General features: G+C 51.7%; 16 protein-coding genes. 10 read left to right on the top strand and 6 right to left on the bottom strand.

Annotated features, from left to right (window positions below; translation table 11 throughout):
- Positions 1-3 precede the first annotated feature (3 nt).
- Entirely contained in the window at positions 4-591 is a 588-nt protein-coding gene (locus B5D63_RS21845; protein ID WP_235021611.1) for a chemotaxis protein CheB, read from the top strand.
- A complete protein-coding gene (locus B5D63_RS21840) occupies positions 581-1684 on the top strand; it encodes a hybrid sensor histidine kinase/response regulator (protein ID WP_078670959.1) in 1104 nt (367 codons plus the stop codon). The genes B5D63_RS21845 and B5D63_RS21840 overlap by 11 nt, the downstream gene beginning before the upstream one ends.
- Before the next feature lie 4 nt (positions 1685-1688).
- On the opposite strand, the gene B5D63_RS21835 is transcribed toward B5D63_RS21840, so the two are convergent.
- Both B5D63_RS21835 and B5D63_RS21830 read right to left on the bottom strand, forming a co-directional pair.
- A complete protein-coding gene (locus B5D63_RS21835) occupies positions 1689-2528 on the bottom strand; it encodes a hypothetical protein (RefSeq protein ID WP_078670958.1) in 840 nt (279 codons plus the stop codon).
- 26 nt (positions 2529-2554) lie between these two features.
- On the bottom strand, positions 2555-3421 hold the full coding sequence (locus B5D63_RS21830) for an alpha/beta fold hydrolase (RefSeq protein ID WP_235021610.1): 867 nt from the start codon (positions 3419-3421) through the stop codon (positions 2555-2557).
- Between the two features lie 54 nt (positions 3422-3475).
- Here B5D63_RS21830 and B5D63_RS21825 point away from each other — a divergent pair, with 54 nt between their 5' ends.
- Both B5D63_RS21825 and B5D63_RS21820 read left to right on the top strand, forming a co-directional pair.
- Complete coding sequence (locus B5D63_RS21825; protein WP_078670956.1) at positions 3476-4129, top strand: HAD family hydrolase; 654 nt, start codon at positions 3476-3478, stop codon at positions 4127-4129.
- 64 nt (positions 4130-4193) lie between these two features.
- Positions 4194-4835, top strand: a complete 642-nt coding sequence (locus B5D63_RS21820; RefSeq protein WP_078670955.1) for an NUDIX hydrolase — start codon at positions 4194-4196, stop codon at positions 4833-4835.
- 105 nt (positions 4836-4940) lie between these two features.
- Here the strand turns inward: B5D63_RS21820 and B5D63_RS21815 are convergent, their stop codons facing one another.
- Together B5D63_RS21815 and B5D63_RS21810 are read right to left on the bottom strand one after the other, a co-directional pair.
- Positions 4941-6809 carry an alkaline phosphatase gene (locus tag B5D63_RS21815; protein WP_143313030.1) on the bottom strand — a complete coding sequence of 623 codons (1869 nt, stop codon included), beginning with the start codon at positions 6807-6809 and terminating at the stop codon, positions 4941-4943.
- Positions 6810-6965: 156 nt separating this feature from the next.
- Complete coding sequence (locus B5D63_RS21810; RefSeq protein WP_078670953.1) at positions 6966-7511, bottom strand: RBBP9/YdeN family alpha/beta hydrolase; 546 nt, start codon at positions 7509-7511, stop codon at positions 6966-6968.
- Between the two features lie 417 nt (positions 7512-7928).
- Between B5D63_RS21810 and B5D63_RS21805 the strand changes: the two genes are divergently transcribed.
- Positions 7929-8726 (top strand): DUF4350 domain-containing protein, encoded by a 798-nt coding sequence (locus B5D63_RS21805; RefSeq protein ID WP_143313029.1) that lies wholly within the window; start codon positions 7929-7931, stop codon positions 8724-8726.
- Here the strand turns inward: B5D63_RS21805 and queG are convergent.
- Positions 8723-9643, bottom strand: a complete 921-nt coding sequence (gene queG / locus B5D63_RS21800; RefSeq protein ID WP_078670951.1) for a tRNA epoxyqueuosine(34) reductase QueG — start codon at positions 9641-9643, stop codon at positions 8723-8725. The two genes, B5D63_RS21805 and queG, sit on opposite strands and share 4 nt — an antisense overlap.
- 76 nt (positions 9644-9719) lie before the next feature.
- Between queG and B5D63_RS21795 the strand changes: the two genes are divergently transcribed.
- Entirely contained in the window at positions 9720-11729 is a 2010-nt protein-coding gene (locus tag B5D63_RS21795; RefSeq protein WP_078670950.1) for a DUF3857 domain-containing protein, read from the top strand.
- Between the two features lie 3 nt (positions 11730-11732).
- Positions 11733-13634: a DUF3857 domain-containing protein gene (locus B5D63_RS21790; protein ID WP_078670949.1), complete on the top strand. Its 1902-nt coding sequence runs from the start codon at positions 11733-11735 to the stop codon at positions 13632-13634.
- 126 nt (positions 13635-13760) lie between these two features.
- Here the strand turns inward: B5D63_RS21790 and B5D63_RS21785 are convergent, their stop codons facing one another.
- Positions 13761-15038: an OmpA family protein gene (locus B5D63_RS21785; protein ID WP_078670948.1), complete on the bottom strand. Its 1278-nt coding sequence runs from the start codon at positions 15036-15038 to the stop codon at positions 13761-13763.
- Positions 15039-15436: 398 nt separating this feature from the next.
- On the opposite strand from B5D63_RS21785, the gene B5D63_RS21780 reads away from it, so the two are divergent.
- Genes B5D63_RS21780 through B5D63_RS21770 form a run of 3 tightly spaced genes read left to right on the top strand, consistent with a single transcriptional unit; the run spans position 15437 to position 18605 of the window.
- Positions 15437-16540, top strand: coding sequence for a hypothetical protein (locus B5D63_RS21780; protein ID WP_200817068.1), 1104 nt, complete (start codon positions 15437-15439; stop codon positions 16538-16540).
- Positions 16541-16557: 17 nt separating this feature from the next.
- Positions 16558-17760 carry a quaternary amine ABC transporter ATP-binding protein gene (locus tag B5D63_RS21775; RefSeq protein ID WP_078670947.1) on the top strand — a complete coding sequence of 401 codons (1203 nt, stop codon included), beginning with the start codon at positions 16558-16560 and terminating at the stop codon, positions 17758-17760.
- An 11-nt stretch (positions 17761-17771) separates the two neighbouring features.
- Positions 17772-18605, top strand: a complete 834-nt coding sequence (locus B5D63_RS21770; protein ID WP_078670946.1) for an ABC transporter permease — start codon at positions 17772-17774, stop codon at positions 18603-18605.
- Positions 18606-18608 lie beyond the last annotated feature (3 nt).

Below are 18608 nucleotides of genomic sequence, written 5' to 3'. Positions count from 1 at the left end.
ATCTTGCAGATAAAATCTCCATACGATATGATTGCCATTGGCGGCTCCGCCGGCAGTCTGGCGGTGCTGGCGGAACTACTGGAACAATTACCGATTTCTATCGATTGCACGATGATGATTATTGTACACCGGCTGAGGAACGTGCCCAGTGACCTGGACCGGCTGCTGTCCCTCAAAGCGCCTATCATCGAACCGGAAGACAAACAGCCGGTGTTACGCCGACGGATATACCTCGCGCCGCAGAATTATCACCTGCTGATAGAAGATGACGGCACCTTTTCGCTGGACTATTCAGAGCCTTTGCATTACAGCCGCCCATCGATCGATGTGAGTTTTACCAGCGTAGCGGCAGCTTATGGGCCGCGCGCCGCGGGCATATTGCTCAGCGGCGCCAGTAAAGATGGCGCCGCTGGCATTCAGCAGATTATCGCGGCCGGCGGCGCCGGTATCGTACAAGACCCCGCAACGGCTTTGTTTGACACCATGCCGCAGGCGGCCCTCGACCGCTGCCCGGCGGCACAGCCCATGAACATCACGGAGATGATACATTTTTTAACCGAACTGAAAATGAGCGCAGAACATGATAGCTGACCCCCTCAACCGTTTTTCCATTTTACTGGTAGATGATAAAATGGAAAACCTCATCTCCCTGCAACGGATGCTGGAAGGGGATAACCGTTGTTTTTACCTCGCCACATCGGGTAACGAAGCGTTGAAAACAGTGCTGCGCAACAACGATATAGGCCTGATACTCCTCGATGTGCAGATGCCGGCAATGGATGGTTATGAAGTGGCCCGCCTCCTGCAGCTCAATCCCAAAACGCGCGATATCTCTATCATCTTCGTTACCGCTATCAACAAAGAGGAACAAAACGTTATCCGCGGCTTTTCCACCGGTGCGGTAGACTATCTCTCCAAACCACTCGACGTAAACGTTACCCGTGCGAAAGTGAACGTATTTGAAAAGCTGTATTTCTCCCGACGGGAACTGAAAGACGTCATCGCGGAAAAAGAGAAGATCAACAAACAGCTGGAACGGTTTACCTATATGGTGGCGCATGATCTCAAGTCCCCGCTGGCAGGGGCCATCAGCCTGCTGGGCATGATCAGCGAAGAAGACTGCATACAGCAGTCGCCGGAAATAAAAGACCAGATGGGCACCGTACTCAGTGCTGCCAACCATCTCACAGAAATGATCTCGGCTATCCTGGACTACGCCCGCCAGAATGATACAGGCAGCGCTACAGAAAGCGTTGATGTACGTGTGCTCATCACCGATATTGCCAGGCTGTTGTTTCCGCCACCTAATGTGCGCATCGTGGTGGACGGGCAGCTGCCCGTCATTACTGCTAACCGGCTGAAACTGCAACGGATATTTCAGAACCTTATTTCCAATGCCGTCAAATACAATGATAAACCCGACGGATGGATCGCCGTGGGTGTCACAGACCGCGATGAGTTTTATGAATTTTATGTGAAAGATAATGGTCCGGGTATGCAGCAACGGGACACAGACCGCGTGTTTCGCCTGTTTGAGCGGCTGGACTATCATGGTAAGGAAGAAGGCACCGGTATCGGCCTGAATATTTTTAAAATGCTGGTGGAAGAACAGGGAGGTAAGGTATGGGCGGAATCACAACCCGGACATGGCAGCGTTTTTTACTTCCTGTGGCGTAAAATCTGAGGGGTTATTCTTCAAAGATCCAGAGCCTGCCGCTGATACGCTGGGAAGCCACCGGCAGGCAGGATACCCGGTACGTTTTCGGCGATTCGCCCCCTATTTTCCACTCCCATCCGCTGATCGTGTTCTCCGGCGATGCAAACAGCTGTATGGCGGTGTTATAAATATCTTCCGTGTTCATCGCTTTGTTACGCAGGTGGGTCATCGCATCGGAAAGAATGGCCGGCAGCTGCTCTCCCGGCCCGGCCAGCCCCAGTATGTCGGCCGCTTTCTGATTTACCCAGCCCGCATAGCCGTCATTGTTGATGAATACCACCGCGTGGGGCAGGCTGTGTAAAATGGCGGCAAACCTGACGGCGATGCCCTGAAAATAGAGACGCTCCTGCGTTTGGGCAAGGATCTCTTTTAACCGCAGGCGGATAGTTTCAATACAGTCCTGGAAACCGGCGTCGAAGTCCTGCGGGTCCGACCATCCCAGGAGTATCAGGCTGTTATGTGGCTCGATGTTGATAGGAATGATCACCGCGCATAGCAGGTCCTCTAACTGGTCATTTAGTGGATTGTCGGCCGGAAACTCTGGCCAGTAAATTGTTTTGAAGGCATTACGATACAGCAGCTGCCGCACCGGGTCGGGGTTTACCACAGCCCCGTTATGAAAATTGGGAGAAGCGTTTTTTACTTTGGCGGAATGTTCGTTTTCAAATTCCAGTTGCAGCGCCACATCTGCCAACAGGAGATTTTTGACCAGGGAAATACTGAAAGCCAGGAAGGAAGAAATATGTTTTTCCTTGTCCCAGCGGCTGGTCTGGTTGATAAAATCGAGTGCTTTACTTTCCCATTTAATCACGGTATAAAGATTAAAGGCTGAATAAACTATACAAATGATTGCAATGCAGCGATGATCTCACCTGGTGCGCTGATCTGCGGAAAATGTCCTTGTGCGTTTATTTTAATTCTTTTGCTGCCGGGAATATGCCGTTCCATATATTCACTGACAACCGGGGGAACGACGATATCGTTGGCTGTCTGGATAATGAGTGTCGGCTTTGTCACTTTCGGCAGCTCCTCCCGGTGGTCCAGGAAAAAAATAGCCTTGGCCACAGCCAGCGCAATGTCCGGTCGCAGCGCCTGCAGGGAGCGGGCAAACTGGTCTGCCAGCTCCGGCCTGTCTGCATTGCGCATAGCCTGTGGCGAAAAACCGATCACCCACGCTTCGTAGTTGGTCTGCATCGCTTCAAACAATGCCTTAAGGGCCACCTCGTCAAACCCGCCGATGTAGGAGGTGGGCTGGTCGTTGAGATAGCGGGGACTGGAACCGATCAGCACCAGTTTATCAAAAAGATGCGGCTGGCGGTTGGCTGCCATCACCCCTATCATGCCGCTTACAGAATGCCCGATGAAAGTAGCCGGCGTTCCCCGTGTTAAACCCATGATAGCTGTCAGGTCTGTCACATAACCTTCCAGCGATTCATAACGTTCATAGCTATACGAAGAAAGGTCCGCCTGTCCACCGCCTGCATTGTCATACAGTATAATGTGGTAGTCCTGTTCAAAAGCGGGAATGATCTGTGAAAAAGACTGCTGGTCTACACCGAAACCGTGACCAAATACGAGTGTTTTGCCGGCATGAGGGTTACCGGCGAAATGGATATTATGTTTCTTGCTGAGGTCCATCTGTGAATTAGCGCTTGTCTTTTGCAATGCCTTGCGGCAGCAGCTTTCATAACAATGGTCTGTCACCTTTTCAAATATAAGTAAATAGTTCCGTTTGGAACTATTATTATCTTTGCAGCCATGAAAGCGTTTATTTTCGATCTCAACGGGACCATGATCAACGACATGGAGTTTCACCTGGACGGCTGGCACAGCATGTTAAACAAGCTGGGCGCCAGGATGAGCCGGGAAGAAGTAAGAGGCCATATGTATGGTAAAAATGAAGAGCTGCTGGTGCGCATTTTCGGAAAAGACCGCTTTTCCCTGCCCGAAATGCTGGACATCGCCCATCAGAAAGAGATGGCCTACCAGGAGGCTTTCCGTCCTCACCTGGAACTGATAGCCGGGCTGCCGGACTTTCTCCGGGCTGCTGCCGCCAAAGGTATCTCCATGGGGATCGGTTCTGCTGCCAATAACTTTAACATCAGCTATGTACTCGATAACCTCCATCTGCGTCCTTTTTTTAAAGCGATCGTCAGCGCGGAAGATGTAACAACCAGCAAACCCGATCCGGAAGTGTTCCTGAAATGTGCGGCGGCATTAAATGTTGCCCCGGCAGACTGTATCGTGTTTGAAGATGCGCCCAAAGGCGTGGAAGCCGCGCTGAATGCGGGAATGGAAGCCATCGCGTTGACCACCATGCATACACGGGAAGAGTTTGCCCCCTACACCAATATCCGGGCTTTTGTAGCAGACTATCACGATCCTGTATTGCAGCAACTGCTAACGGTATAGCCCAACGATTTTTTTTAATATCATCAGGGTGCCATAAATTGCCGCCGACAACTGCTAAACTGTTATGAAACATCCTACCGGGAGGTCTTCCCTGTTGGTGACCGTCGTGCACATTATCCTGGGCTTCGATGGTCAGGACCTGAAACTGTTACTGGTAAAGCACCCTGATGGTCCGTTGAAAAACAGGTGGTGTCTGCCCGGCGACCGGCTGCAAGCCTCGGAAAATTTTGATCAGACGGCCGCCCGCATCCAGCAGACACTCACCGGCCGTGAGAAAGCCCACCGGCAACAACTGGGCGCCTTCGGCCCATCCAGGCGTACGGCCGGTGAACGTGCCGCCTCCGTCGTATTCTTTTCACTGATGCATATCCGCAGGGAAAAACTGTTTCCCCTGCACAGCGGCCGCCCGCAATGGCATATCTTCCACGAACTACCCACCCTCCCGGCGGAACATCGCGATATGTTGCAGGAAGCCTTACAACATATCCGCTACCAGTCATACGTCCCTCCGTTATTGTTTAAACTGCTGCCACAGAAGTTCACCATCCCGCAACTGCAACATCTTTATGAAGCCGTCCACGGACAGGTCTTCGATAAGCGGAACTTCAGCCGTAAAATGCTGGCCACCGGCCTGCTGGTGAAACAGGCGGATAAAGAGAAACTGAGCTCGAAGCGGGGCGCATACTATTACACGCAAAGGCGCTAAGCAGCAAAGGGCGCAAAGAATCCATATAAGCGGGCTAAGAAAGCAAAGGAGCGGAGCCCAATTGGAATCTCCGCTCCTTTGCTTTCTTATTAATCTTAAAAAATCTTAGCGTGCTTTGCTGCTTAGCGCCTTTGCGTGAACCCCCATGGCGGTTAATATCTTCTTAAAGATCTCATTATTCTCGTACACGCCCTGGAACTCCTGGCTGTTAGGCCCGTAGGCAAATACCATTACGGGAATACCGGTGTGGTCGTTGGTAGCGAAATGGCCGCGCAGCGTTCCATCGGCAATGCTGCCGTCCATCAGCGCAAGACCGCCGGTTTCATGGTCTGCCGTTACCACAATGGTGGTCTGTTTGTCTTTATCAGCGAAACGCAGCGCCTCTCCGATGGTATCGTCGAAGTCGAGCATCTCACGCACAAGGTAGTCAAGGTCGTTGTGGTGACCGCCATGATCGATGCGGGAACCTTCTACCATCAGGAAAAAGCCTTTTCCGGAAGCGTTGAGCTGCTGTAAAGCTTTTTTCAGCGCGTCTTTGAGGTACGAACCACGGCCGTCACGCATGGAGGTAACGGTCTTGTCGGAGAGGATCACCAGGGTACGGCCTTGTGTGGCAGCGTCCCAGGCAGTAAGATCATCATAAAAACGAATGCCGGACTGGGCAAGTGTCTGCCGCAGATCCCCCTTTACATCGCGGGCGAAATCTTCTTTACCGCCGCCAACGGCCAGCTGCAGCTTACTGTTGATCAACTGCTGATGAAGCACCTGCGTGTTGTCCCGATCGGCTGTGTGACCATAAAAGCCGGCAGGCGTGGCGCCGGTGATCTCTTCGGTAACAATCACGCCGCTGGGAATGCCTTTGGCAGCCAGTATCTCCGGCAATACCGGAATGGAATGGTAGGTATTGTCCATACCGATTTCCCGGTTGTTGGTTTTGCTGCCGCTGCTCAGCGCAGTGGCGCCTGCAGCGGAATCCGTATGGTAATTATCGGTAGACGCAGTTTTGGATAAACCCAGCTGCCGCATCCGGAATAAGTTCAGATCGCCCTTGTTGGCGGTATAACCGGCGAACATTTCCGCCAGGCCGGTGCCGTCGCCAATGAAGAGGATCACGTTTTTTGATTTCACGCGGGTGGCGTCCGATGCGTAGGTCGGCGTATATACAGGATGCACAGGCAGGTTACCGGTGCGGGTACGGGCGGTATTGTGCAGCACGTCCGCCAGGTCTTCGGGGTAGTCGGTGCCAATGACGTCGGCCCCCAGGTCCATAAGTTTATAGTAGCATGTTTTGGCCGAAGGCGCGCCCCAGAAGCGGAAAGGGAAGCCCTGCTGGTGCACTTTGGAGATAACGTCTTTCACTTTTTCCAGTTCTGCCGGCAGGAAAGTGCCTTTGCCGTTCCATTTGCTGTACAGATGGAAATCGGTGCTCACCAGCGCTACGCGCTGTTTTACGGCAGCAGGGTAGCTGCTGTCCGGACGGCCGTCGAAGTAAAAGAGTTTGTCAAAGTCGCCCCATGCGCCCGCCGGCGGGATGTTGCCGGAGAGGATCACCTGTACCGCATTGGGGTTGACAGACGGGTCGAAGTACTGACGATAGGGCAGCAATAAGGTTTGCAGCGCCTGCAAGGTAGGGACGCCGTCCGTTTTGATGTCTATCAGCAACCGCAGGGGAGTGCCGCCTGCATAAGCTTTCCCGTCGTTCAGCGCAAACTGCCGGACTACCGGTTCCAGGTACAGTGTTTTAAAGGTACGGCTGGTTTTGATGTCCCTGCTGTCATGGGCCACATACAGCTCGCCGTCTTTCAGGTGAATGTCGGCCTCGATATAGCCAAATTGCAGGGCCGCAGCCTGGTAAAATGGCGTTTGGCGTTCATAGTCGTTATGGGAGTGGGCGTTGGCCAGGGTGTAGGTTTTCGTTTGGGCGTAGGTGTTAACCGACAACCACGCGCTGCATAAAAGAAGAATTTTTTTCAATTGTCTGAATTTTAACGGCTTAACCAGGAAAAAAGAAGGGGCAAAGGTAGTTGCTGGAAGGGTTCCTGCAGGGCCCCCCTGTTTTATGTTTATGTTAATTGTCCACCTTAATTGCCTGTAGAAAATCGATTTAGGAGATAACGGTAAAAAACACGGCTACAGGGTAGGCCAGTTTTGTACCAGTTCTTTCAGCAACCGCTGGCCCTCCAGCCATTCGCCCAGGTTGGAACCGGCGTTGATGTGGCCTTTAGGCCCGGCATTGACAAACCGGCTGTCCCAGTGTGAAGCGAAAAAGGAAGCCCGCGTAATACTGCAATACTCATCATTGGTACTGGCCACCACAATGCTGCGGAAAGGCAGCTTTTGCAAAGGGATAGGGGAGAAACCGGTCGCCTCCGGCGGGAATCCGGGCCTTTCGGCATCAGCCGGCGCCACCAGCAAAGCACCGGTAATGTGCAGCCGGGTCTGCTGCGCCCAGTGGGCCATGGCGATACAAGCGAGACTGTGTGCCGCAATCACGACCTGCGGACCGGCTTCCGCCACGGCAGCCTCAATGGCCGCCACCCAGTCAGCACAAACGGGATGGTCCCAGGATCGCTGCTCTATCCGCTGCGTACCGGGGATGGACTGCTCCCACTGGGTCTGCCAGTGCAACGGACCAGAACTGCCCAGCCCGGGAGCTGTCAATACTTTTATTTCCATGGCAAAACGGTTGTGAAGTGTTTAAGTTGGTTGCTGAAGATAGCGCTTTTGCATCATTTCCGGAAATACCCCCCGGAATCCCAGGGCGCATCGGGCGCGTATAGCCGCTATGGTTATCTTCCAAAAAGAAAAAAGGTCGAAAGAATTCGACCTTTATCGCTAAAATTCCACGTTATGGCACTCAGGTCCATAAAAAGTTGAATCAGTTACCTCCGGCAAAGCCGGGTTATATATAATTGATTAAAAGCGTTTACCGGGTACAAAAGTAGGTGATGCTAAATCCATTGTCAAGTATTTAGCAGATATTATTTTGTTAAAAGATAAATGAATCTTGTTAACAATATATGCGGATAATTTAATACGATACTATCACCCTTTACAGGAGATATGCTGTACTTTATCGCCCAATTCCATGTAATGATGAAACATTTTCTCTTCCTGGCAGCAGGCTGCCTGCTCTCCGTCTTCACCACCAGCGCCCAGCGGCAGCCGGTGGTGACGCTGGACTACCACTACAACTACGAACACAAAAAGGACAAAGCGGGCAACACCATCCGCTGGCACTATATCTGGGATGAAGACGACAGCGGCGGACTGTCCGTCTGGGGCCATATTTTCGATTCCCTCGGCATCCGCCGGGATACCCTCCATGATGCGCCTACGGCAGCTAATCTCCGGCACTCCGATATCTATATGATCATCGATCCGGACACCGACAAGGAATCGCCGAACCCCCATTACATGACCCCGGCAGCCGCTAAAGTTATCTACAACTGGGTAAAAGCCGGCGGCGTACTGGTCCTGTTGCAGAACGACTCCCTCAATGCGGAGTTTGATCATTTTAACCTGCTCAGTGAACGGTTTGGCATCCGTTTTAATGGCGACAGCCGCAACCGCGTACAGGGCCGCAACTGGGAACAAGGCGCCTTCGTATTGCCGCAGGACCATGAGATCTTCCCGGGCGTCGGAAAAGTATATATCAAGGAACTCTCTACCCTGACGCTGAAAGCGCCGGCCAGGGCAGTGTTTACGGATAATGGCCACAACATTATGGCAGTGGCCAAAGTAGGGAAGGGGACCGTATTCGCCGTTGGCGATCCGTGGTTTTATAACGAATATGTGGATGGTAAAAGACTGCCGGCAGACTACCGCAACTACACCGCGGCGGCGGCCCTCACCGCCTGGCTTAAAAAACAGCTACCGGCAAAACGTTAGGGTTTTGTATTCAGAAACTGAAGGTTCCGGCGGATACCGGCGTACTTACTGCGTTTTAACGGGGAATGCCGGAAAATCTCCCGGAAAGCCTCCTCGGTCATGTCCTCCCAGTCCTGCGTACTGAAGTTAAGAATGGCCGGCACCGGCGTGAAAGCCGCCTCTGAATGCGCTTTGGAAAAACGGTTCCAGGGACATACGTCCTGGCAGGTATCACATCCGAACATCCAGCCGTCAAACTGCCCCTGCATCTTGTCAGGGATCAGCTGCTCTTTCAGCTCTATCGTAAAATAAGAGATACAACGGCTGCCATCCACCACGCCGGGAGATACCAGCGCTCCGGTAGGACAGGCATCGAGGCAGCGGGTGCAGGTACCGCAGTAATCGCCTACCGGACTGTCATATTCCAAAGGAATATCTGTGATCAGAGTCGCAATAAAAAAGAACGAGCCTGCCTGCTTATGGATCAGGTTTCCGTTCTTGCCAATCCAGCCAAGGCCGCTGCGGCGCGCCCAGCTTCGCTCCAGCACCGGGGCCGAGTCTACAAAACCACGCCCCTGCACCGGCCCGATATGTTCCTGCATCCGCAGCAACATGGTTTTAAGCCGCGCCCGAATCACCTCGTGATAATCCTGCCCGTAAGCATACTTGGAAACTTGGGGCGCATCCGGCCGCTGCCGCTCCGAAGGGAAATAGTTAAATAACAGGGTGATCACGGACTGTGCACCTTCCACCAGCTTACGGGGGTCTATCCGCTTGTCGAAATGGTTCTCCATATACTGCATGTTGCCATGCATTCCCTTATTGAGCCAGCGCTCCAACCGACGGGCGTCGTCGTCCAACTGCTCCGCCCGCGCTATGCCACAATGGTCGAAGCCCAGTTCTGCCGCCAGCTGTTTGATATATAAGGTGTTATTCATCCTTGCAAAATTACGGATAACATAAACGCGAGCAGTAATTTCCATTATCTTCGTGCACAAATACCCTTATACCTGTATGAACTTCAGATCCGGTTTATTAACCTTTGTTCTGGGTTGTCTGTGTACCATTGCAACCCTGGCGCAGGATGCCGCCAAAATCAAATATGGTAAAATTTCCAAAGAAGACTTTGAGGTGGCTGCTGTTGCCGGAGATTCCGGGGCACATGCGATCATCCTCTCAAAGATAGGGTCGTCCCGCTTTGAATCGGATGGTAGCGGGCTTCGCCTGGTCTATAAAGTGCATACCCGCATTAAGATCATCGACAAAAACGCCTATGACCTGGCAACGGTAAAAATAGGACTGTATAAAGGCAGCTCCGATGAAGAAAAACTACAGAACCTGAAAGCTGCCGCCTACAACCTCGAAAACGGGAAAGTGGTGGAAACGAAAATGGAAAGCAAAAACGTCTTCACCGACAAACAGGATAAAAATATGGTGGTGAAGAAATTCGCTATACCAGCGGTGAAGGAAGGGTCCATCATCGAATACAGCTATACCGTGCTTTCGCCTTATTTCCAGTACCTGCGTGCCTGGGACTTCCAGGGCGAATACCCTGTCCGCTACAGCGAGTACAGCGTAGGCATCCCCGAATACTTCGATTACATGCAGATCCCGCAGGGATACGAAAAATTCGTCTTCTCCAAAGAACAGATCCGCACCACCATGAGCTTCCGGACCAACAGCCATAGCGCCGGCCAGTCCGATGTGATCACGGTGACGCCCTCCGTTACCATTTATAAATGGTACCTGAAAGATGTACCGGCTATCCGGGATGAAGATTTCATCACCACGACTGACAACTATATCAACCGGATGGAGTTCCAGCTGTCTTCCATCAACTGGCCCAATGAACCGTCCAAGCCGGTGAGAAGTACCTGGCCTAAACTGATGGAGGAACTGATGAAAGATGAAAACTTTGGCTCCGCCCTCGGTAACAATAACGGTTTCCTCGGCGACGTGGTAGACGGACTTACAAAAGACGCTAAAACAGACGCCGAAAAAGCTGCTGCCATCTATCACTGGGTAAGAAGCAATTTTACCTGCACTGAACGGTCCGGCGTATGGATCTTCAGAAGCCTGAAAACCATCTTCAACAGCAAAAACGGGACAACTGCGGAAATTAACCTGCTGCTGACCGCCATGCTGAAACGGGCCAAACTCGATGCCTATCCGGTGCTGCTCAGTACCAGGGATAACGGTCACATCTATCCGTTTTACCCGTTGCTGTCCCGCTTTAACTATACCATCACCGGTGTAAAGCTGGATGACAAGTTCGTTAGTCTCGATGCATCTGATCCGCTGCTGGGATTTTCCCGCCTCTCACCACGCTGCTACAACGGGCCCGCCCGCATCGTGGACGAAAACGCCAACGGCGTGTCTTATGAAGCGGACTCGCTCCGTGAGCAGAAGTTCACCAGCGTGATGTTTGGCAAGATCGAAAACGGCATGATGGAAGGCTCTTTCCAGCAAAGACCTACCTACTTTGAATCTTATAAAGTCCGCAAAATAGTACAGGAAAAGAACCAGGATGAGTTCTTCGATAAAGTGCGTAAAGGTTTTGTGGGAGAGGTAGAACTGGCCAATAAGGAAGTCGAAGACCTGAAAACACTGGAGTCTCCGGTGATGTTGAAGTTCGATTTCAAAATCAAACTGGACAACGACCAGATGATATACATCAATCCCATGTTCACCGAAAACAACCGCACCAACGTCTTCAAATCTGCGGAACGCAAATTCCCGGTGGAGATGGAAGCAGTATACGACGAAATTTATTCCATGAACATGGAAGTACCGGAAGGCTACGAAGTGGAGGAGCTGCCTAAGCCGGCTATCGCCAAATACAACGAAGAAGAAGGCCTCTTCCAGTACCTGATCCAGCAGCAAGATGGCCACATACAGTTGCGCTCCCGGGTGAAACTGAATAAAGCCAACTTCGCGCCGGAAGACTATCCTTCCCTGCGCGAATTTTTTGACCTGGTGGTGAAAAAACAAGCGGAACAGATTGTGTTAAAAAAGAAAAAATAACCCATGTATAAATTATTGTCATCCCTTGCGGCAGCTTTGCTATGCTGTGCCAGGCTGATGGCGGGCGACCCGGTATATCCCGCAAAGGCCATCCCGGACTCCATGCAGAAAAATGCCCACCTGGTGAAGCGGTTTGAGGAAATTATCCAAACCATCTCCGGCCCAAAGGAAGTGAACGTGGTCACCCGGTATGTGCTGACGGTCCTGGACAAGGAAGGAGCCGATGCCACAATGCTCGTAAGGAGTTATAACAAACAGGTGGACGTAAGGTCCATCAGCGGGGCGTTGTATGATGCCGACGGTAAACTGGTAAAAAAACTGAAACAGTCAGACATCAAAGACCTGAGCGTAGATGGCGATGGCAGCCTGATGACCGATACCCGTTACAAAGTACACCGGTTCTATCATAACCTCTACCCCTATACGGTAGAATATGAAGTGGAAGAACGGCTGCATAACACCTACAGCCTCCGCTCCTGGATGCCGCAGGCTAAGAAAGACTGCACCGTGGAGGCTTCCCGTTTTACCGTGGTAACGCCGGCAGACTACCAGCTGCGTTACCTGGCTTCCGGTGTCAGCGATAAACCGGCGGTGACGGAAAAAGGGAAACTGGTGTACACCTGGGAAGTGAAAAATGTGCCTGCCCTGGCAGATGAACCCTATTCCAAAGAATTTGTGGAACTGAGCGCTAATGTGCTGATATCACCCGCTGCTTTCAAAATCGATGATTACGAAGGCAACGGCGCCACCTGGGAGGGACTGGGCAAATTCGGTTACACCATCAATGCCGGGCGCGACGAGCTGCCGGATAATATCAAACAGAAGGTGCACGAACTGATCGGAGGGCAGTCTTCCAAAGCGCAGCAGATAGAGACACTCTATAAATGGTTGCAGCAAAACTACCGGTATATCAGTATCCAGCTGGGGATCGGCGGACTGCAGACATTTGACGCCAAAACGGTGGCTGCCAAAGGTTACGGTGACTGTAAGGCATTGTCCAATTACATGATGGCGCTGCTGAAAGAAGCCGGTATCAAATCTTATTGTGCCTGGGTAAAAGCCGGGGACGGTGAAAAATACCTCAACGAAAAATTCCCGGACGACGACTTCAACCATGTGATCCTGTGTGTGCCGGATAAAGACACCACCTGGCTGGAATGTACCAGTGGTACGCTTCCTGCGGGATACCTCGGCGGCTTTACGTCAGACAGGGCCGTGCTGCTCCTCACAGAAGAAGGCGGTAAACTGGTGCATACGCCGGCGATGGGCATGCAGAACAACCGGCAGGAGCGTACCGTTAATGCTGTGATGCAGGACAACGGTAACCTGAAAGTGTCTTCCGTGACATTACGCAGCGGGGAAGAACAGGAAGACCTGCATAACATCCTGCATGTACTCAGTAAAGACAAACAGCTCGAAGTAATGCGTAAATCCCTTGACCTTTCCAGTTATGACGTTGGTAAATACGAATGCAGGGAGAGGCCTGCCCTCGTTCCCGAGATAGAAGAGCAGCTGGACCTTAACTGTAACGCCTATGCAACGGTAACGGGTAAACGGATTTTTGTGGTGCCAAACATCCTGAACCGGGGCATCCGTAAATTGGAAGCCGACAGCAACAGGATATCCGACGTAGTGCTGAAATATGCGTTTATGCATACTGACTCCGTTACTATCACGGTACCGGAAGGATATAAGGCAGAAGCGCTACCGGCGCCGGTGGTGTTGATGACCAAATTCGGAAGCTACAGCGCTGTGGCCAGGATGACAGGAAATACCATCACCTACATCCGTAAACTGCAAAGAAAATCCGGTACTTTCCCGAAGACAGACTATAATGAATTTGCAAAATTCTATACCACTATCTACCGGGCAGACCGCAACCGGATGGTGCTGGTGAAAGAATAAATCAAAAGGAATTTACAAAACACGCATACAACAAAAAGCGTCTGACAATCATTGTCAGACGCTTTTTGTTGTATAACCTTCGCGCTGATCTTCGTGCATCAGGCGAATCAGCAGTCATCATGGAAATCATTTGTCCCGGACGCTCACGGAGATATGCCTGTCTTTTTTCCTTTCTTCGTCAGGTGCGGTGGCGGCAGCTTTGGCAAACTGTGAGCCATAACCTTCCGCGCCGAGCAGTTGTTTCATATCGGCCTTTTCGTTTTTAAGCGCGTTTTCCACGGCGGTAGCACGTTCCTGTGACAGTTTCAGGTTTTGTGTACTGTCGCCGGTGCGGTCGGTATAACCACCAATTTTAATTTTGGATTTGGGGAACGCTTTGAGGATGGCAGCGATGTTCTTCACTTGTGTCATACTTTCCTCGGTGATCACGGAGCTGCCGGTTTTGAAATTGAGGTTGTCAAAGTCAAACCACACGTCCTTGCCGGCGGGCCGGGTGTCATCTTTAAGGAAAGTCACCAGCTGGTCTTCGATGCCACCTTTGTAAGCCTGCAATACGGTGCCGTCGGGCAGAGTGACCTGGATGCTTTCGCGGGCGGGTTCCACTTCGTTGACATGTGTCGCCGCAGAATCAGCAAGTTGACTGGTGGTGATACTATCGGTGACAATGGTGCCTTCCGGGTTCTTGCCGCCACATCCCCGCATCAGGTACCATAACAGTATAATGGCGACCAGCAACAGAAGCAGTGACCATATCCAGCGGCTGCCACTGCTTTGTTTAACAGTATTAACGGCAGCGTTGGCAGCACCGATACCTGCTCCGCCAATACCCGCGGCGATGCCGCCCAATTTTTTACCAAGATCGCCCAGGCTGGACAGACCGAGGACGCCGGCAAGATTGAGGCCGCCCGGCACGGCATTTAATATGCTGTCTTTCTGTGTGTTCAGGAAGGAGAGGAAGGAATTGGGGGTAAGGTTGTTTTGTGCCGCATACTGCCCTGCTACGCCCAAAGTAGCAGGAGTGGCCGTTTGCAGCAAGGTGTTGGCAGATGATTCCTTAATGCCCGCAAAAGAAGATAACATGCCGGTAATGGAACTGATTTTGTCGCCAAAGAGACTGCGCAGCAGATCGCCACCTTTGGCCAGCAGGCCGCCACCACCACTTTGCAGGGCGCCCGCCACGGCAGACGGGTTGGCGTCGCCGGCTACCCCTTTGATCATATTCAGTAAACCACCGGCATCTCCACCAGAACCGGCTTTGTTTAACAGTCCCGTTAATACGACCGGTATTATCCCACTTAATGCTTTTTGTATGCCGCCTTCGCTCTCTCCCAGTTGTGAGGAAGCCTGACCAACGACATTACTGTTAAAAATACTTTTTGCACTTTCAAGTAAGTCAAATGACATAATTGTAGGGTTTAATGATGAAGAAATTTGCAGGAACAGATTGGAATTCAACCGCTCTTATAACAATCTCCGCTGCCGGGTTGTTTGATGTTTTTCAAAAAATGCTTGGCAACTGAGCCTTTTTTTCGTATTTTTGCAAAGCTTAACGCAAAATCCGACTGTTTAAAGTGCCTTCCGAGCACAACGCATTACGCTATAACAGTCAATATTTATCGGAAATTTGATCATTTGTCGGGCCATTTCGCGCCCGGTTTTCCTTTTACGCTCGCTGTCAATAGTACAGTGGCATGCTCATAGGTCCCCTATGTCGCCCGGGAATGGATCAGCTTAAACATATTAAATAATTAATGACTATGATTAAATCATTGCATTGGTTGTTGCTATGCTTATTGCTTCTCTTGCCTAGTTTGGTCATTGTTGCACAGGATAGTACGGACACCAGAAAAACGGACAAACCCACCTTTCACATCGGCGGCGCACTGCGCTTCAACTACAACCTCTCCTCGTGGAAAAAGGAACAGATGAAAAGAGGGGGTGACTTCGGCTTCGATATGTTCCGCGTAAATGCGGACGCCTCGTGGAAAAAATTATCTCTCCACGCGGAATACCGCTTCTACTCGAAAGATTTTGGCGGTGGTTTCCTCAAAGAAGGATATGTGCGGTACAACTTCAACGATAGTACGCATATCGACATAGGCCTCACACAGGTGCCCTTCGGCAATGTGACCTACAACTCCCACAGCTGGTTTTTTAACCTGCCTTATTATGTGGGCAAGGAAGATGATTACGATATGGGTATCAAGTTCCAACGCCGCTCCAACCGCTGGCTTTACCAGCTGGCGTTCTTTAAAAATGCGGAGGAACTAAATTTTGGCGATAAATCGGCTATCGATCCCGGTCGCTACTCTTACGACGTGGCAGGGCGCAACAAAGAAGTAAACCAGGGAAACGCCCGTGCGGAATATTTCCTGAACGGGAATAATAGTATAGGCGCCTCCGTTATGCTGGGCGGATTGTACAACATCCCCTCTGGCAATATGGGGAGCCACTGGGCAGCGGCGGTACACAGTAATCTCAACAAAGACCGCTGGAACCTCAAGCTGCAGTCCATGTACTACCGCTACAATGCTGCGGACTCCGCACAGCTGGCAGGATATGTGGATATGGCCGCCTATGGCGCGTCTTACCAGGTGGCATCGGAAGCTTTCCTGCACACGGCCTCATTGTCATATACACAGCCCGTGCACTGGGGCCCCATCAGCGCACTGACGTTTTATAACGACTACTCCTATATGCAGAAACAGGTTAAAGGCGCTCACAACTCCCAGATGAATGTACTGGGATGTATGATCACCGCAGGCCACATCTTTACCTATATCGACTGGGCGGCCGGTAAAAACCACCCCTGGCTGGGGCCTGTATGGGATGAAGCGCTGGCAACAGGTACACCCGATGCCCGCTGGTACAGCCGCCTGAATCTGAACATCGGGTACTATTTCTAAACGTTAAAATCACGATGATGCCTAAACTTAAAATAGATAACCTTACGCTGATCTTCGGCCGCGAACAACAAGAGGCGCTGCAGATGCTCCAACAGGGCAAGTCAAAAGCGGAAATTCTGGAACGCACCGGCGCGACGGTGGGAGTGAAAAACGCTTCCTTCGACATCGAGAAGGGAGAATTTTTCGTCATCATGGGACTCTCCGGCAGCGGTAAATCCAGTCTGCTCCGTTGCCTCAACCGCCTCATTGAACCGAGTGCCGGTAAGGTGCTGCTCAATAACGTGGATATCACAGCTCTCCCGGACGCCGACCTGCAAAAGGTGCGCCGCAAGGAAATAGCCATGGTGTTCCAGAAGTTCGGACTCCTGCCGCACCGATCCGTATTGGAGAATGTGGCGTTCGGCCTCGAACTGCAAGGCATGCCGGCAACAGAACGACTGGAGAAAGCTCGTAACGTGATCGAACTGGTAGGCCTCAAAGGATATGAAAATATGCTGCCGGCAGAACTGTCGGGCGGTATGCAGCAACGTGTGGGCCTGGCCCGCGCACTGGCCAACGAACCGGAAGTGCTGCTGATGGACGAGGCCTTCTCTGCGCTCGATCCGCTGATCCGCACACAGATGCAGGATGAACTGCTGGACCTCCAGGAAAAAATGCATAAGACCATTGTTTTTATTACCCATGACCTTGATGAAGCCATCCGACTGGGCGACCGTATCGCCATCATGAAAGACGGAGAGGTCATCCAAATCGGTACCCCGGAAGAAATTCTTACCTCGCCCGCTAACGAATACGTAAGTTCCTTCGTGGAAAAAGTAGACCGCAAAGCAATCATCACCGCCTCTTCCCTGATGGATACAAAACCTACCATGGCGGTATTCCGCAAAGACGGACCGGAAGGCAGTCTGCGTAAAATGAGAGCCACCGGCCTTAAAATACTGCCCGCGGTGACAGTAGATAAACACTTCCTCGGCTTCGTATATCTCCACGAAGTACTGGAAGTAAAACAACGCGGTGATAAAACAATTGAAGCAGTCATCCACCGTGATGTACCGGTGGCACACCCGGATACCACCGTGGAACAGATGCTGCCTTTTATCGCAGAAACAGATAAACCGGTAGCCGTGGTGAACCCCGCCAATAACAAGCTGCTGGGACTGATATCCCAAACCTCCCTGATTATTGAAACCACGGGTAGCCAGGCTACCCCGCAAGCATAAACGAATTTTGTATGATTAAAATCGGAAAATATATAGAACAATTTATCAATTGGCTCACGCACAATTTCAGCCCCTTCTTTAAGATGGTGAAAGCTGGTGTGGAAACCATGGTAGACGGAGTGCTGGGGTTGTTCACCTTCCTGCCGTTCTACGTGGTGATCGCACTGCTGGCCATTCTTGCCTGGAGAAGGGCCGGATGGGGCATAGGAGTGGTGACCGCGCTGGGCCTGACCCTTATCTATATGATGGGCTACTGGGCGCCTACCATGGAAACGCTCTCCCTGATACTGGTGTCTGCCTTTATAGCCCTGATCATGGGTATCCCGCTGGGTATATGGGCGGCAAGAAACAAAACCGCCGGAAGCATTATGCGCCCGCTGCTGGACTTCATGCAAACCATGCCAGCTTTCGTATACCTCATTCCCGCCGTTCTCTTCTTCGGACTGGGGAAAGTGCCGGGTGTGTTCGCGACCATTATCTTTGCAATGCCACCTGCTGTGAGACTGACCACCCTGGGTATCAGCCAGGTGCCGGAAGACATTGTGGAAGCTACCCGCTCGTTTGGCGCCACGCCCCGGCAGCTGCTCTTTAAAGTGGAATTGCCACTGGCGCTGCCTACCATCCTGGCAGGCGTTAACCAGACCATCATGATGTCACTGTCTATGGTGGTGGTATCTGCCATGATTGCCGCCGGCGGCCTCGGGGAAATCGTTCTGAAAGGGATCACCCAGCTCAAGATAGGACTGGGTTTTGAAGGCGGTATCGCCGTGGTGATACTGGCCATTATCCTGGACCGTATTACACAGTCATTCGGTAAAAAGAAACAAAAGAAAAACGCTAAATAAACA

The sequence above is a fragment of the Chitinophaga eiseniae genome (assembly GCF_900167135.1).
In the GTDB taxonomy this organism is placed as follows: domain Bacteria; phylum Bacteroidota; class Bacteroidia; order Chitinophagales; family Chitinophagaceae; genus Chitinophaga; species Chitinophaga eiseniae.
This window is presented reverse-complemented; position numbering and strand designations above follow the sequence as displayed.